The 15571-nt window shown below is 72.0% G+C and carries 9 protein-coding genes; 1 reads left to right on the forward strand and 8 read right to left on the reverse strand.

Annotation, left to right across the window (positions count from 1 at the left end; genetic code table 11):
* Window positions 1-49 precede the first annotated feature (49 nt).
* Both prfA and rpmE read right to left on the reverse strand, forming a co-directional pair.
* The gene (gene prfA, locus AB0B85_RS24435; RefSeq protein ID WP_357411025.1) at window positions 50-1138 is read right to left on the reverse strand and encodes a peptide chain release factor 1; all 1089 of its coding nucleotides are present in this window, start codon (window positions 1136-1138) and stop codon (window positions 50-52) included.
* 127 nt (window positions 1139-1265) lie between these two features.
* Complete coding sequence (gene rpmE / locus AB0B85_RS24440) at window positions 1266-1490, reverse strand: 50S ribosomal protein L31 (RefSeq protein WP_007464546.1); 225 nt, start codon at window positions 1488-1490, stop codon at window positions 1266-1268.
* 273 nt (window positions 1491-1763) lie between these two features.
* On the opposite strand from rpmE, the gene AB0B85_RS24445 reads away from it, so the two are divergent.
* Window positions 1764-2660, forward strand: a complete 897-nt coding sequence (locus tag AB0B85_RS24445; protein ID WP_357411027.1) for an AAA family ATPase — start codon at window positions 1764-1766, stop codon at window positions 2658-2660.
* Window positions 2661-2709: 49 nt separating this feature from the next.
* Here the strand turns inward: AB0B85_RS24445 and AB0B85_RS24450 are convergent, their stop codons facing one another.
* The 6 genes from AB0B85_RS24450 to AB0B85_RS24475 all read right to left on the reverse strand — a co-directional run bounded on the left by AB0B85_RS24450 (window position 2710) and on the right by AB0B85_RS24475 (window position 15459).
* Window positions 2710-6201, reverse strand: coding sequence for a phosphodiester glycosidase family protein (locus AB0B85_RS24450; RefSeq protein WP_357411029.1), 3492 nt, complete (start codon window positions 6199-6201; stop codon window positions 2710-2712).
* A gap of 289 nt (window positions 6202-6490) precedes the next feature.
* Window positions 6491-8638, reverse strand: coding sequence for a transcription termination factor Rho (gene rho / locus AB0B85_RS24455; protein WP_357411031.1), 2148 nt, complete (start codon window positions 8636-8638; stop codon window positions 6491-6493).
* 300 nt (window positions 8639-8938) lie between these two features.
* Window positions 8939-9883 carry a homoserine kinase gene (thrB, locus tag AB0B85_RS24460; protein WP_357411034.1) on the reverse strand — a complete coding sequence of 315 codons (945 nt, stop codon included), beginning with the start codon at window positions 9881-9883 and terminating at the stop codon, window positions 8939-8941.
* Window positions 9884-9947: 64 nt separating this feature from the next.
* A complete protein-coding gene (locus AB0B85_RS24465; protein ID WP_357411036.1) occupies window positions 9948-11192 on the reverse strand; it encodes an MFS transporter in 1245 nt (414 codons plus the stop codon).
* Between the two features lie 11 nt (window positions 11193-11203).
* Entirely contained in the window at window positions 11204-12022 is an 819-nt protein-coding gene (locus AB0B85_RS24470; protein WP_357411038.1) for a polysaccharide deacetylase family protein, read from the reverse strand.
* Between the two features lie 158 nt (window positions 12023-12180).
* Window positions 12181-15459 (reverse strand): efflux RND transporter permease subunit, encoded by a 3279-nt coding sequence (locus tag AB0B85_RS24475; protein ID WP_357411040.1) that lies wholly within the window; start codon window positions 15457-15459, stop codon window positions 12181-12183.
* Window positions 15460-15571: the final 112 nt, after the last annotated feature.

Genomic DNA, 15571 nt, shown 5'->3' on the forward strand with positions numbered 1-15571 from the left:
CCGGGGGTGGGTGGGTGGGTGGGTGGGTGGGTGGGTGGGTGGGGGTGTGTTAGCGGCGGGTTAGTTCGGTGTCGCCGGCGAGGCGGGCTGCGCGGTCGGCTTCGGCGAGCGCGTCCAGCACCCCGTCGAGGTCACCGGCGAGTGCCAGGTCCAGGTTGTACGCCGTGTAACCGATCCGGTGGTCGCTGATCCGGTTCTGCGGGAAGTTGTAGGTGCGGATCCGCTCCGAGCGGTCCACGGTGCGCACCTGCGCCTTACGGGCGTCGGAGGCGGCGGCGTCGGCCTGCTCCTGCGCGGCGGCGAGCAGCCGGGCCCGCAGGATGCGCATGGCCTGCTCCCGGTTCTGCAACTGGGACTTCTCGTTCTGGCAGGAGACGACGATGCCGGTCGGCAGGTGGGTGATCCGTACCGCCGAGTCTGTGGTGTTCACCGACTGGCCACCCGGGCCGGACGACCGGAACACGTCGATGCGCAGATCGTTCTGATCGAGGGTGACGTCGACGTCCTCGGCCTCGGGCAGCACCAGCACCCCGGCGGCGCTGGTGTGGATGCGACCCTGCGACTCGGTGACCGGGACCCGCTGCACCCGGTGCACGCCGCCCTCCCACTTGAGTCGCGACCAGACACCGTTGCCGCCCTCCGGCACACCCTTCGTCTTGATCGCCAGCGAGACGTCCTTGACCCCACCGAGGTCGGAGTCCTGGGCGTCGATCACCTCGGTGATCCAGCCGTGCCGCTCGGCGTAGCGGGTGTACATCCGCAGCAGGTCGGCGGCGAACAGCGCCGACTCCTCGCCACCCTCACCGGCCTTGATCTCGACGATCACGTCCTTGGCGTCGTGCGGGTCGCGCGGGATGAGCAGTTCGGCGAGGCGCTCCTCCAGCATCGGCACCGAGCCGGCGATGGAGTCCGCCTCGTCCGCGAAGGACGGGTCCTCGGCGGCCAACTCGCGCGCGGCGGCCAGGTCGGCCCGGACCTGCTCCAGCTCGGCGGCGGCCTTGTGCAGCGGCACCAGCTCCGCGTAGCGGCGACCCACCCTGCGCGCGGTGGCCTGGTCGGCGTGGATGGCCGGATCGGCCAACCGCTTCTCCAGCTCCGCGTACTCGTCGAGGAGGGCGGCCAGACGCTCGCTGCTCATGCTGCGGAAGCTCCTTCGACGGTGCGACACCGGGCCGGCCCGGGAGCCGGCGGCGCGTGGAAGACAGGCGAAACGCGGACGGCGCCCGCGTCCGGTGGAAAACCGGACGCGGGCGCCGAACGGGGAGTTACTTGGCCTTCTTGGCCTGAACCTTGGCGTACTTCTGCTGGAACTTCGCGACCCGGCCGGCGGTGTCGAGAACGCGCTGCTTACCGGTGTAGAACGGGTGGCAGGCGCTGCAGGTCTCGACGTGGATCGCCCCGCCCTTGGCGGTGCTGCGGGTCGTGAACGTGTTGCCACAGGAGCAGCTGACCTCGGTGGTCACGTACTCCGGGTGGATGTTTGCCTTCATCGCCTCGGTCCTCTCGTTGGTGGTCGCCGGGTCGCCGTCATCGCTCGTCGCGCCGTACACGACGGGCTCGGGCGTGAACCGGAACCGGTGGCCGATTGACCAGTGTGCCATGGGCCTGAACCGACCCGGTAATCGGGCGGCACACCTCGTCCGGCATCGTCAACACGTGCTCCCTCCTCCGCATTCCCGCCGTCCGGCGAGGCATTCGCCCACCCGGCGGGCCGTCGCCGCGTACCCCGCCGGGGGTACGCCCCAGCCGCCGCAGAGGTGCCGATGACCCGCCTGATCGCCACCCGGGGACTGCCCGCCTCGGGCAAGACGACCTTCGCCAGCACACTCCAGCCGTCGGTGGTCCGGGTCAACCGGGACGACCTGCGTCGGATGCTGCACGGTGCGCGGCTCTTCACCCAGTGGGCCGAGGCCCAGGTGACAGTCGTCCAGCGGGCCCAGGTCGAGGCGTTGCTGCGGGCCCGGGCGGACGTCTGTGTGGACGACACCAATTTGCGCTCGCGGACCCTGCGCGACTGGGCTGAGCTGGCCGCCCGGCACGGCGCCGACTTCGAGGTGCACGACTTCACCGACGTACCCCTTGACGAGTGCCTGCGCCGCGACGCCGCCCGTCCGGAGGCCGACCAGGTCGGCGCGGACGCGATCCGCCGGCTGCACGAGCGGTACCTTGCGGGGCGCGCCCTGCCGTTGCCGGTGCCGACGGCCCGCACCGGACGCCCCGCCGCCGTGCACCCGCCGTCGACCGAGCCAACCGAGATCGTCCTGGTGGACATCGACGGCACCGTCGCGTTGGCCGTGTCCCGCAGCCCGTACGACATGACCCGGGTGGGCGAGGACGAGCCGAACGCTGCGGTGATCGCGGCGGTCCGGGCGATGCACGCGGCCGGGTACGGGGTGGTCTTCTGCTCCGGGCGGGACGCCTCCGCGCGGGAGGCCACCGAGGAATGGCTGGCCCGGCACGTCCGGGTGCCCTACCTCGGCCTGCACCTGCGGGCCGTCGGCGACTCTCGGAAGGACTCGATGGTGAAGCGGGAGATCTACGACCGGGAGATCCGGGACCGGTACCGGGTGGCCGGCGTCTTCGACGACCGGGTCCAGGTGGTCCAGATGTGGCGGGCCCTCGGGCTCACCGTGTTCCAGGTGGCCGAGGGCGACTTCTGAGGTACGTCCGGACGGCCCCCTGGCGCGTGCGGGGGGCCGTCCGGACGGTTCACCGGGTGACGGCGACGGTGGCCTCGGCGAGGACGCCGTTGACGGCGACGGTGAGGCGTACCGGGGCGCCGGGCCGCAGTGCCGTCAGGGTGCCGGTGGCCGGGTCGAATCGGGCGGTGTGCCACTGGCGCACCCCGGCCGCCCCGCCGATGTGCACCCCGGGCGAGGCGGACCAGTCGGCGCTCACCGGTGCGGCGACCGGGACCGTGCGCCCGCCGGGCTGGGTGAGCGTGGCGGTGACCGTAGCCGGGGTGCCGACCGCCACGCTGGCCGGGGCGTTCAGCGCGAGCCGGTCGGTGTGGGCGTGGAACTCCGCGTCCACCCAGCGTGGCCCCTCGGCGAGCGGGTCACGACGGGCCCGGTCGGCCTCGGCCGGTGTCACCGGGTCCACACCGAACTCCGTCCAGCCCGTGAAGCCGCCCTGGTCGGCGGGGGTCGACGGCGTCTTGCCCGAGTTGCCGTTGATCACGTACGGCACCCCGTCGACCCGGTCGGCGTGGAAGGTGCCGACGTGCCCGCCCACGAACAGCGCACCCTTGCCGGTGCGGTGCTGGAAGTCGGCCAGCCACTGTTCCAGCAGCGCCGCCTCCTTGCGGTCACCGAGCTGGCTGGCCTGCGCCGGGCTCGGATCCCGCGCCGGGTGGTGGTGCAGGACGACGACCGAGCCGACGCGCCTGTCGGTGGCCGCCGCGTCCAGCGTCTCGCGCAGCATCCGCACCTGGTCGAACCCGCCACCCCGCAGCGTCCCGGTGGACGAGTTCAGCGTGACGAACCGGGTGCCGGCGTGGTCGAACACCCGTGAGGTGGCGCCGAACGCGGCAGCGAAGTTGCTGATCGGGGCGCCCATTATCTCGTGGTTGCCGGGGACGTAGTACCAGGGCAGCGCGTCGCCGAGCTCCTCGTCGAGGATGCGCCGGGCCAGCGCGAAGTCGGCCGGATAGGCAGTGTCCACGAAGTCACCGTTGATCAGCAGGAAGTCCGGCCGGGCGGCCTTCACCTCGCGCAGCGTCCGCCGGGCCTGGGCGACCAGGTCGCTGTCCGGGTCGGCGGCGACGAACTGGGCGTCGGAGAGCACCGCGAACCGCCAGGGGGCACCGTCCACAGTGCCGTCGCGGACCACCACCCGGTCGGTACGCGGGGCCACCGCCGGCACGTCGACCGTCGGCGGCACCTTCGCCACCAGGTCATCGATGATCACTTCGCTGGTGTACTGCGCGGCGGCGTTGGTCTCGGCCACGTAGAAGCGGCGCACCCGTACCGGGTACTGCACCCCGGCCGGCACCGCGAACTCCACGTACCGCCAGCCGGTCCAGGTGATCAGCGGGCCGCGCAGCACGTGCTGGGTGTCCTGGGCGTCGTGCAGGTGCAGGCTCGGCCACTCCCCGGTGCCGTTGCCGTGGATCCACATGCCGAAGGCCTGCGGCTGGCCGGGCACCTCGATCCAGGCGGGCGGGTCGGCGTACGCGGCCCGGGTGCCGGTGGACTGGCTGAAGTCGTACGACATCTTCAGGCCGGTGCCGGTGTGACCCGGCGCCGGCGCTACCGAGCCGCTGGCGCGGGCCTGGCTGAACCGCCAGGACGCCGCGTCGTCGAAGCCGGCGACCGGCACGTCGGTCAGCCCGACAGTGACCGGCAGGACCGTGCTCGTCCGTCCGACACGGACGGTCACCACTGCGGAGCCGGTGTCGCGCAGCGCGGTGACGGTGAGGTTGCCGTCCCGGTTCGGGGTGATCCGCAGCAGGTCGTGGTCGTAGTCGACTGCGAGGTCCGCCGGCTCGATCGGCGCGGTGTTGCCCTCGGCGTCGTAGCCGACCACTCCGACCAGGGCGTTGCCGTCCCGGCCGGTCAGCCCGACCCGTGGCACCGTGGCGCCGAGCCGGGTCAGCGGGCCCAGGACGGTCAGGCCCAGCGAGCCGGTCGCCCGCCCCCGTGCGGCGGTGACCGTGCTGGTTCCCGGCGTGCCGGCGTGGAAGACCCCGTCGCGGTCGACGCGGCCGCGTACCGCCGGGGTCGCCCGCCAGGTGGGCGTACCCGCCGCCGGGCCGTACGTCTCGTCGTAGCCGGCCGCGGTGAGGGTGCGGGTCAGTCCGGGGAAGACCCGGTCGGGCCGGCCGCCGCGCACCGGGGAGACGCCCGGGGCGGCGGTGGGGTCGCTGGCCGTCTCGACCCAGTAGCCGGTGAGCCGGCCGCTGCCCCTGGGCGCGTAGATGGCCAGGCCGTTGGGCACCGCCCGTTCGCTGCCGTCGGAGGGGCCGTTCTCCACCTGCACGGCCGTGGCGCCCGGCTCCCGGGCCAGCAGCGTGGACGAGCCGCCACCGTCGAGGTTGAGCGCGTCTCGGGCACCCAATTCGGCCATCATCCGGCCCATCTCGGTCTGCGTCACGCCGCGGCTGTCGACCTGCCGACCGTCCACCGTCAGCATGATCATTTTTTGCCCGTCGGCGCTGAAGCCGACCGCGGTACGCGGGGCGAGGGTCGCATCGGCGATGCTCTGCACGACGCCGTCGCGGACCAGGACGTTGCCGCCGCCGACCGCCGCGTGCAGGTCGTTCCCGTCTGACGACTTCGGCCGCCAGGTCACCGAGACCGGGTCACCGACGTGCAGCCCGGCCAGTGCGTCCGCGCCGGCGTCGCGGCCGAGCAGCACCGTGCTGCCGGCCACGACCGGGCCGCTGCCGGCCACGCCGGCCACCGCCGCCACCCGGCCGCCGGTCACTGTCACCTCGACCACCCGGGCCGCGCCCTCCACGGCACGCTGGCGGGAGTACGTCCCCCACAGCTCGGTGAACGCGCCGATGCCGTCGGCCTGCACCATGTTGTTGAACTGGGTCAACGCCACCGGCCCGGTGGGCAGGGTGGCGCTGCCGTCGAAGTTCACCTCGACCACCCGACCGATCCCGGTGGCGGTCACCGCCACGGCGTTGCGGTGACCGTCGACCGCCGACTGGATCAGCTTGCCGTCGCGGATGCCGACGCCCTGCGCGGCCCCCGAGTTGTTGATGTCGAAGAAGTCGCCGTTGACCGCGGCGACCGCCCGCGAGTCGTCCACCGCCCCGCGCAGCGGCTCGGCCCGGCTGACCGCGCCGGAGTTGACGTAGTCGACAGTCGACCCGCCGGCGAGGTCGGTGGTGAGCGCGTCGGCGCGCAGCCAGCCGTCGGCGTCGTACCTGTCGAAGGAGGTGAGCTGCACGCCCGGCGCGACCGGCCGGGTGACCTTCGTGGTGTCCAGGCCACCGGCCGGCTCCAGCCCGCCGGCGGCGGCTGCCGCTGCGGTCGCGGCTGCCGGGTCGGCGGCCAGGCTGACCGCGCTGGCCGGCCCGGACGACGCGCGCGGCGCGTCCTCCGCGATGGTTTCCGTGGTCAGGGACGGCGCGGCGACGGTGGGTGGGGCCGCGGGCGCGGCTGTGGCCGGTGGCGACACGGCCAGGGCGAGCAGCGGTGTCAGCAGCAGGACGCCGGTGCGACGGGCGGATCGTCTGCGGGTACGCATGGACGACAGTCAACCCGGCAGTGAATAGAAGTTTCAAGACCTATCGACTGAACCGAAGGAAAATTCCACCAAACTCGGCTGCTCCGGCCGCCGCTGGAGCACCGCTGGTGGCGTGCACACAGGGTCGACCATGCCTCCCGATCCCCCTTTGCTCTGCTTCAACGGAAGCAACACGAAGGGGCCCGGAGTGTTGCGCCGGTTGAAGCAGAGCAAAGGGCGTTGGACGGACATGACGAAGGGGCGCGGCCGTTGCGGCCGCGCCCCTTCGTCGTGCCTCACCCGGGGAGGGTCACTCCCCCGGCGTCGACTTCGCGATCTGCATCAGGAACTCGATGTTGGTGCGGGACTGCTTGAGCCGGTCCAGCAGGAGGTCCATCGCCGCCTGCGAGTCCAGCGAGTGCAGCACCTTGCGGAGCTTGTGGATGATGGCCAGCTCCTCGGGTGCGAGCAGGACCTCTTCCTTACGGGTGCCGGACGGGTTGATGTCGATGGCCGGGAAGGTCCGCTTGTCGGCGATCTTCCGGTCCAGCTTCAGCTCCGCGTTACCGGTGCCCTTGAACTCCTCGAAGATGACCGTGTCCGCCATCGACCCGGTCTCCACAAGCGCCGTGGCGATGATGGTCAGCGACCCGCCGTTCTCGATGTTGCGGGCCGCGCCGAGGAAGCGCTTCGGCGGGTAGAGCGCGGTGGAGTCGATACCACCCGACATGATCCGGCCGCTGGCCGGCGCCGCCAGGTTGTACGACCGACCGAGCCGGGTCACCGAGTCGAGAAGCACGACCACGTCGTGCCCCAGCTCGACCAGGCGCTTGGCCCGCTCGATCGCCAGCTCGGCAACCGTGGTGTGGTCCTGCGGCGGACGGTCGAACGTGGCCGCGATGACCTCGCCCTTGATCGACCGCTGCATGTCGGTGACCTCTTCGGGCCGCTCGTCGACAAGCACGACCATCAGGTGGCACTCCGGGTTGTTGCGGGTGATCGCGTTCGCGATCGCCTGCAGCACCATCGTCTTACCCGCCTTCGGCGGCGACTGGATGAGTGCCCGTTGGCCCTTGCCGATCGGCATGACCAGGTCGATGACCCGGGTGGTCAGGATGTGCGGCTCGGTCTCCAGCCGCAGGCGCTCCTGCGGGTAGAGCGGAGTGAGCTTGTAGAACTCCGGACGACGCCGGGCCTCCTCCGGCTCCATCCCGTTGATCGTGTCCAGCCGCATCAACGGGTTGTACTTGTCGCGCCGCTGGTCACCGCTGTTGCCGCCCTCGCGGGCCGCCCGCACCGCACCGGTGATCGCGTCACCGCGACGCAGGCCGTACTTCTTGATCTGGGACATCGAGACGTACACGTCGTTCGGGCCGGCCAGGTAGCCGGTGGTCCGCACGAAGGCGTAGTTGTCGAGCACGTCGATGATGCCGGCCACCGGGACGAGCACGTCGTCCTCGCTTACCTGCGGCTCACGCCCACCGGTGTCGGTGCCGGTCTCGGTGCGCTCGCCGCGGCCGCGACGACGGTCCCGGAACCGGCTGCGCCGGCCGCGCCGGCCGCCGCCCTCGCCGTCGTCGTCGTCGTTGTCCCGCTCGGCACGCTGACCACGATCGTTGCGGTCGCCCCGGTCGCCCCGGTCGTTGCGATCATTGCGATCGCCCCGGTCGGAGCGCTCCGTGCGCTCGTTCCGCTCGCCGCGCTCGGCCCGCTCACCGCGGTCGTTCCGCTCACCGCGGTCGTTCCGCTCGGCCCGGTCGGAACGCTCGCCCCGGTCCGCGCGCTCGGTGCGCTCGGCCCGCTCGGCCCGCTCGGCCCGCTCCGGACGGTCGGCCCGCTCGGCCCGCTCCGGACGGTCGGCCCGCTCGGCCCGCTCGACCCGATCCGGACGCTCGGCCCGCTCGGTGCGCTCGGCCCGCTCGCGGCGGTTCTCGGCACGGTCGGCCCGCTCGCCGGCTTCGGCCTCGTCGCTACGCGGCTCGGTCGAACGTGCCGGCTCGCTCGAACGTGCCGCTTCGGTCGAACGCGCCTCGGTCGGACGCGTCTCCGCTGCTGCGGCCCGGCTCCGCCGGGTGCGACCACGACCCTCGGTTTCGGTGGCTGGTTCGGCCGATGCCGGCTCGGCGCCGCGCCCTTCGGCGGCCGGCCGGTCGGCGGTCTCCCGCACCTCGGCGCGCACCCCCTCCCGGGTCGGGGCGGCCGCGGCCGCGACTTCGGCACGCGGTCGAGGGGTCCCGGCGGCGTTGCCGCCCTGCCGCTCGGAGATCGCGGCGATCAGCTCGCCCTTGCGCATGCGAGCCGTGCCGGAGATGCCGAGCGACGCAGCCAGGCTCTGCAGCTCTGGCAGCAGCATCGCCGACAGACCGGTGCCGCTACGCCGACGACGGGCGGGAGCGGCGGCGGTGGCATCGCCAGCGACGTTGGAAACATCCGACGTCACGTCGGTGGTGTCGCTCAATGGATTCCTTCCCTCGATAAAGGCCGGGACTGCCCGGAGTCGGAACTCAGGTGGCCGGGCGGCCTCGGTGCACCCGCCTCGCAAGGACGCGTCGCGGGAGTCTGTGACACAGCAGCCGGTCGGTATCCCGACTCACCAACGTCGGTGAGCAGGTCTCGCCGTCTGCGGCGACCTGTGGAATCTGCGGTGCGGCGTGGGCCTTTGGCAGGGGTGTGACGGGCTGACCGCCGAGAGCTTCCGGGGGTGCGCCGCCTCGCAGGAGATCGCGTGCTTCGCGGCTGTGCTAGGTCTAGAGCGTAATCAACTCTTCCGACCTGCGGCAACAGGGTCCCGCTCGGCGTGTCCAAGTCTACCCCGAGCAACCCGCGCGCCGCTGACGTCTATCGGTAACTGCCAGATCTCCCAGTCTGTTCCCACCGGGAAGCGCGCCGGAGGCTCGCCGAACGCCAGCACGGTGGGGCCTGCCCCACTGACCACAGCCGCCACACCAGCCGCTCGCAACGCCCTGACCAGCGCAATTGTGCCTGGCATCCCGGATGAGCGGTAATCCTGGTGGAGTCGGTCGACGGTCGCCGGCAGCAGCAACCCCGGCTCGGTGGTGAGCGCGTGCACCAGCAGGGCCGCCCGCCCGGCGGTAAACGCGGCGTCGCCGTGCGGCACGGTGGCCGGCAACGCGGCCCGGGCGGCGGCGGTCAACCCCCGCTCCGCCGGGACGAAAACAGTGGGCCGCACCCCGTCGGCGACCGGCAGGGAAACCGCCCGCGCCCCGGTCGGCTCGGACCAGGCCACGGTGAAGCCGCCGAGCAGACACGGCGCGACGTTGTCGGGATGGCCCTCGATCTCGGCGGCCAGCCGGAGCACGGCCGGGTCGTCCAGCCGGTGCTCCCCGTCGGTGACCAGGGCACGGGCCAACAGCACGCCGGCGACGATCGCGGCGGACGAGGAGCCCAGCCCGCGCGCCTGCGGGATCCGGTTGACGCACTCGACGCGCAGGCCCTCCGGGTGGGCACCGAGCACGTCGAACGCGGCCCGCATCGCCCGCACCACCAGGTGCTGGTCGTCGTCCGGCAGCTCACCGGCACCCTGCCCGGTCACCGCCACCCGGACCCGACCCGGCGCGACCTCGGCGGACACGTCGTCGTGCAGCCCGAGGGCGAGACCCAACGCGTCGAAGCCCGGGCCCAGATTGGCGCTTGTCGCGGGGACCCGGACACGGACCGGCCCGGCGGTGAAGTTCGTCGGCACGCGCTCATGCTAGGGCTCGGCACCGACTATCCGGTCCGCTGCCCGCAGCCTGGGATCAGCAGACTCAGCCGGCCGGGTCCGGGACCGGCTCCGCGACCGGATCGCTGAGCGTGAGCCGTCGGGTGGCGATCCGCCAGCCGACCGCGTACACGAGCGTGATCAAACCGCAGCCGGCGAGCACTACCCGTTCGTCCACCACGTCCACGACCAGGGCGACCGCCAGCTGACTGATCGAGATGGCCAGCGTCGCGAGCATCATGTCGGTGGCGAAGACCCGCCCCCGCAACCGGTCCGGGACCTCGCCCTGGAGGGCGAAGTTCGACATCACCCAGTTGCTGCCGCCGGCGAAGTGCGCCACGAAGACCAACAGCAGCACCAGCGGAAACCAGCGGACCACAGATGTGCCCAGATAGGACAGCCCGTAGAGCGACATCGACAGCGCGAGCCCGGGCAGCAGCCAGGCCCGGTTGGTGAGCACCCGACGCATCAGGATCGGCCCCACCAACGCACCGGCACCGCGCACCGCGAAGAGCAGGCCGGCGCCGAGCGGGCCGACGCCGTACACGCCGGCCAGCAACGGGAACACGGTGAGCACACCGTTGCCCAGGCCCACCGCCGATTTCACGGTGACCAGCGCGAGCACCCGGGGGCGGTGGCCGATGTAGCCGAGCGCCTCACGGACCGCGGCCCAAGTCCGCTGGGCCGGTTGGTCGGTGTCCCGTGGCGCCTGCAACGGCCGGCGGATCCGGGTGGCGAGGCCCGCGGCCAGCGCCAGGCCCACCGCCGCCACCCAGAAGCAGGCGTACGGGCCGGCAGCGGTGCTGAGTACGCCACCGAGCGAGGCACCGACGACGGTCATGGTGCCCCAGGCCGAGCCGGCGACCGCGTTACCGGCGGCCAGTTCGTGCGGCTCCAGCACGTTGGGCAGCGCGGCCTGGGCGGCCGGCGAGTAGAACGCCTTGGCCACCGCGACCACCCCGATCGCGACGAGCGCCAGCCACGCCGTGCTGGCGCCCCGCACCCCGAGCAGCAGCAACACGCCCGCCAGCGCGGCCACGTTGGACGCGATCATGACCTTCCGGCGGTCGAAGCGGTCGGCGATCGTGCCGGTGTACGGCAGCAGCAGCGCCACGATGCCGGTGTCCACCGCCAACACCAGCGCGCCCCAGACCCCGCTGCCGGTCAACTGCGGCAACAGCACCAGCAGCGGCACCATGACGAACCAGTCGGCACCGAAGACCACCAGTTCGGCCAGGAAGAGATTGCGGAAGCTCCGATTGCCGGTGAGGACCGAGAGGGTGGACGCCACGGAGCGGGACCTTACCTGGTCGGGGCCGGGGTCACGCTCGCTCTCAGCAGCGCCGAAACCGTGACGAAGGTGTAACCCCGCGACCGTAACCCGTTGATCATATCCGTCAGGCCCCGCAGCGCGACCAGCCGTCGATGCGCCCCCACGTCGTGGCCGAGCACTATCGTTCCCGGTCGAACCTCAGCCACGATCCGCCGGGCGTGGCCGGCCGGATCGTCGGGAAACTCACGCTCCACCATCTGCAGCGACCAGAGCACCAGCCGGTAGTCCAGCCGGGCCGCCGCGTGCAGCACCGCGCCGCCCAGGTGACCGTACGGCGGGCGTAGCAGCGTGGGCTGCGTCCCGGTCACCTCGGCTATCGCGTCGTGGCTGCGGCGCAGGTCGTCGTACGCCTCGGCGGCGTCCAGCTCGGCCAGGTCCCGGTGCTCCCAGCTGTGGTTTCCTACCTCGTGCCCCGCGAGCCGGCCGCGGACGACGTCGCCGTGCCGGCGGACCTGCGCGCCGACCATGAAGAAGGTGGCCGGGACCTGGTGCCGGGCCAGGGTGTCGAGCACCATCGGGGTCCACTGTGGTGCGGGCCCGTCGTCGAAGGTGAGGGCCACCAGACGGCTGCTGGTCCGTCCCGACCAGAACACGTCGACAGTGCCGGCGCCGACATCCTGCTGGCCACTGCCGAGGGTGGCGCTGGCGGGGCCGCCGGCGATCGGCAGCCGACGCTGCGTGCTCTGCCAGGCCTCGGACGCGCCGCCGCCGATGGCCACCCCGCCGACGATCAGCAGTCCACGGCGGAACACATCGCGCCGCCCCCACCCTCGCGTGCCCTCGACCATCCGACCACCCTTGCGTCACCCGCACCTCATCCATCTACGAGGAGTATGCAAGAAGTTACACAAAGTGTGTGTCCGGTCGGATCGGAGTGTTTCGGCAGGTACACGTGGAACGCCCCCGGCAGAACCCTGCCGGGGGCGTTTCCGCATCGCGGTCCGATCTACTCGGTCGGCTCCGACGGGGGCAGCGGCGAGGTGCGGCTACGGGGCAGCCGCAGCACCTCGAACTGGTCCGTCCCCTCCACCAGCGCGGCCGACGGAGCGGGGCGTCGGGCCGGCTGCGCACCGTCGGCCGTAGCCGGGGCGGCTGCGCTGCTCGGCACCGCCACCTGGTTCGGGGCCGACACCTCGTCCGTCTCCGCCGCGGTCACCGCCGGCGTGCCGGAGCGCCGCCGGTCGCGACGGTCCCGCAGCGACTCCTTGGTGTGCTCCACCATCGTGTAGAGCGTCGGCACCAGGATCAGGGTGAGCAGCGTGGAGCTGAGCAGACCGCCGATCACCACCACCGCCAGCGGCTGCGAGATGAAGCCGCCCTCACCGGTCAACCCGAACGCCATCGGCAGCAGCGCGAAGATGGTCGCCACCGCGGTCATCAGGATGGGGCGCAGTCGACGCCGGCCACCCTCGACCACCGCCTCCCGAACCCCCATGCCCTGCGCCCGGTACTGGTTGATCAGGTCGAGCAGCACGATCGCGTTCGTCACCACGATGCCGACAAGCATCAGCACACCGATCAGCGCGGGCACACCGAGCGGCGTACCGGTGATCAGCAGCAGGCCGATCGCACCTGTCGACGCGAACGGGATGGAGATCAGCAGGATCAGCGCCTGGGTGAGGCTGCGGAACGTGGCCACCATGATCAGGAAGACGATCGCGATGGCCACCAGCACCGCCAGGCCCAGATCACCGAAGGCATCCGCCTGATCCGCGCTGACGCCACCGATAGTGAAGCTCGCACCCGGCACGTCGATGGCGTCCAGCCGCTTCTGCAACTCCTTGCTCGTCGCGCCCAGGTTCGACCCGGTCGCCGCACCGGTCACCGACACGCTGCGCTCACCGTCGATCCGCGCGACCTGCTGCGGCCCCTCGCCCTGGGTGACGTCCGCGATGTCGTCGAGCTTGACCGGACCCACCGGCAGCGCCCGCAGCTGCTCCACCGTCGTCGGTGGCTGCGAGCCCAGCCGCAACACCACGTTCTGCTGCTGACCGTCGAGCGTGACCTGACCCAGCGGCGCTCCCCGGAACGCCTGCGACACGAGCTGCCCCACGGCGGCCTCGGTGAGCCCGACCCGGCCGGCGGCGGCCCGGTCGACAGTCACGTCGACCCGCGGCACCCGCGCAGCCAGGCTGGTGGAGACGTCCTCGACGTCCGGGACACCGGCCATCGCCGCCCGGGCCTCCTCGGCGGCCCGGGTCAGCACCTCCGGGTCGCTGGCCTGGACGATCACCTCCAGCTGGCTCGTCGACGCCTCCTGCCCACCACCGAAGCTGATCTCGCCGGCACCCGCGCCGAGCTTGTCGAACTCCTTGCGCAACACCTCACGCATCTGCTTCGCGTCGCTGTCACCGTTGAGCGCCAGCGACCAACTGGCGACGTTGTTGCCGCCGCCACCGGCCCACGGGTTGTCCCCGGCACCGGCGGTCACCTGGTACGTCTCGACGCCCTTCGTGCCCGCCAACACCGACTCGACCTGCTTGGCCGCCGCGTCGGTGGCCGCCAGGCCACTCCCGGCCGGCAGCTCCTGGCGCATGTTGAGGGTGTCCTGGCCGGAGTCGTCCAGGAAGTTGGTCTCCAGCTTCTGGGAAAGCCCGAAGGTGCCGAAGAGCACCAGCAGGCCGAGCCCCACGGTGATCCACCGGGTCGACCGCTTACGGGTGGCGAACCCGACCACCGGCAGGTACGCCCGCTGCAACGGGCTGCGCAGCTCCTTCTCCTCCGCGCCGCGCCGCACCGCCTCGTCGTCAGCGGTGCCACCACGCGGCTTCAGGAACCAGTACGCGAGCACCGGGATCACGGTCAGCGACACCAGCAGCGAGGCGAGCAGCGCCACCGTGACGGTGATCGCGAACGGTGCGAAGAGCTGGCCCACGAACCCGCCGACCAACGCGATCGGCGCGAACACCGCCACCGTGGTGAGGGTGGACGCGGTCACCGCCCCGGCCACCTCACGGACACCGGTGACGATGGCGTGCCGCTTCTCCTCGCCGTACTCCAGGTGTCGTTTGATGTTCTCCAACACCACGATCGAGTCGTCCACCACCCGGCCGACCGCGATCGTCAACGCGCCGAGGGTGAGCAGGTTGAGCGAGTAGTCGCCGATCCACAGGGCGATGAGCGCCACCAGCACGGACAGCGGGATGGAGACCGCGGTGACCACCGTCGAGCGCACCGACAGCAGGAAGACCAAGATGACGATGACCGCCATCACCAGGCCGAGCAGGCCTTCGGTGGTCAGCGACTCGATCGACTTCTCGACGAACGGCGCCTGGTCGAAGACGACTGTCAGCTCCGCACCGGAGGCGTCCTTCAGGTCGGCCAGCCGGTCGCGGATCTCGTGCGAGATCTGCACGGCGTTGCCGTCCGGCGCGGCGGTGACCGCGATGCCGAGGCTGTCCTTGCCGTTGGTGCGGGTGATCGCGGTGGCCGGCGCGAGCTGCTGCTCGACAGTCGCCACATCAGCGAGGCGGACCGGTGTCGGGCCCGGGGTGACCACGATGCCGCGCAGGTCCTCCAGGCTGGCGATCGGCGTACCCACCTGCACCGGCAGGGCCAGCCCGCCGTCGGTGACCGCGCCGGCCGGCACTGTCACACCGTTCGTCTTCAGCGCCGCGCCGATCGCCGTCGGCTGCACCTGCGCCGCGGCAAGCTTCGCCGGGTCCGGGGTGACCACCACGACGTCGTCGCGGGTGCCGGTCACCTCGACAGTGCGTACCCCCTCGATGCCCTCCAGCTCCGGCACCACTGTCGCCTGGAGCTTCTCGGCGAGCGCCCGCTCGTCCGCCGCGCCGGTCGCGGCCAGCACCACCGCCGGCAGGTCGTCGGTGCTGCCCGCGATGACCTGCGGGTCGACGCTGTCCGGCAGTTGGGCGTCGATCCGGCTCAGCGCGGTCTGCATCTTGTTGACCACGTCGTCCAGGTCGGTGCCGAACTCGTACATCACCTGGACGGTGGCCGAGCCCTCGCGGGACGTGGAGGTGATCTTGTCCAGGCCCGGGATGCCCTGGAGGGCATTCTCGATCGGCTCGGTTACCTGCGACTCGACGATCTCGGGGCCGGCACCGGGGTAGGGGGCCACGATGAACGCGGCCGGGAACTCGAGCGACGGCAGCAGTTGCTGCTTCAGCGACGGCACGGCGAACACTCCGAACACCGTGGTCACCACCGCGATGAGGGCGATCAGCCCTCGGTTGGCGAGGCTGAATCTGGCGAGCAGCGACATCGGCCTGGTTCACTCCTGAACGAGATGCGGGCGGGGATACGTGAAAGTGTGCCGGATTCGATCTCCGGAACCCCCGCCGCCCCCGGCGCGGTCCCACGCCGACCGCCGGCCC

The sequence above is a fragment of the Micromonospora sp. NPDC049044 genome (assembly GCF_040649215.1).
Lineage (GTDB): Bacteria > Actinomycetota > Actinomycetes > Mycobacteriales > Micromonosporaceae > Micromonospora.

Excerpts from the sequence above, each read along its gene's own strand:
- prfA (WP_357411025.1), bottom strand. The coding sequence starts at position 1,138 with ATGAGCAGCGAGCGTCTGGCCGCCCTCCTCGACGAGTACGCGGAGCTG.
- rpmE (WP_007464546.1), bottom strand. The coding sequence starts at position 1,490 with ATGAAGGCAAACATCCACCCGGAGTACGTGACCACCGAGGTCAGCTGC.
- AB0B85_RS24445 (WP_357411027.1), top strand. The coding sequence starts at position 1,764 with ATGACCCGCCTGATCGCCACCCGGGGACTGCCCGCCTCGGGCAAGACG.
- AB0B85_RS24450 (WP_357411029.1), bottom strand. The coding sequence starts at position 6,201 with ATGCGTACCCGCAGACGATCCGCCCGTCGCACCGGCGTCCTGCTGCTG.
- AB0B85_RS24470 (WP_357411038.1), bottom strand. The coding sequence starts at position 12,022 with ATGGTCGAGGGCACGCGAGGGTGGGGGCGGCGCGATGTGTTCCGCCGT.
- AB0B85_RS24475 (WP_357411040.1), bottom strand. The coding sequence starts at position 15,459 with ATGTCGCTGCTCGCCAGATTCAGCCTCGCCAACCGAGGGCTGATCGCC.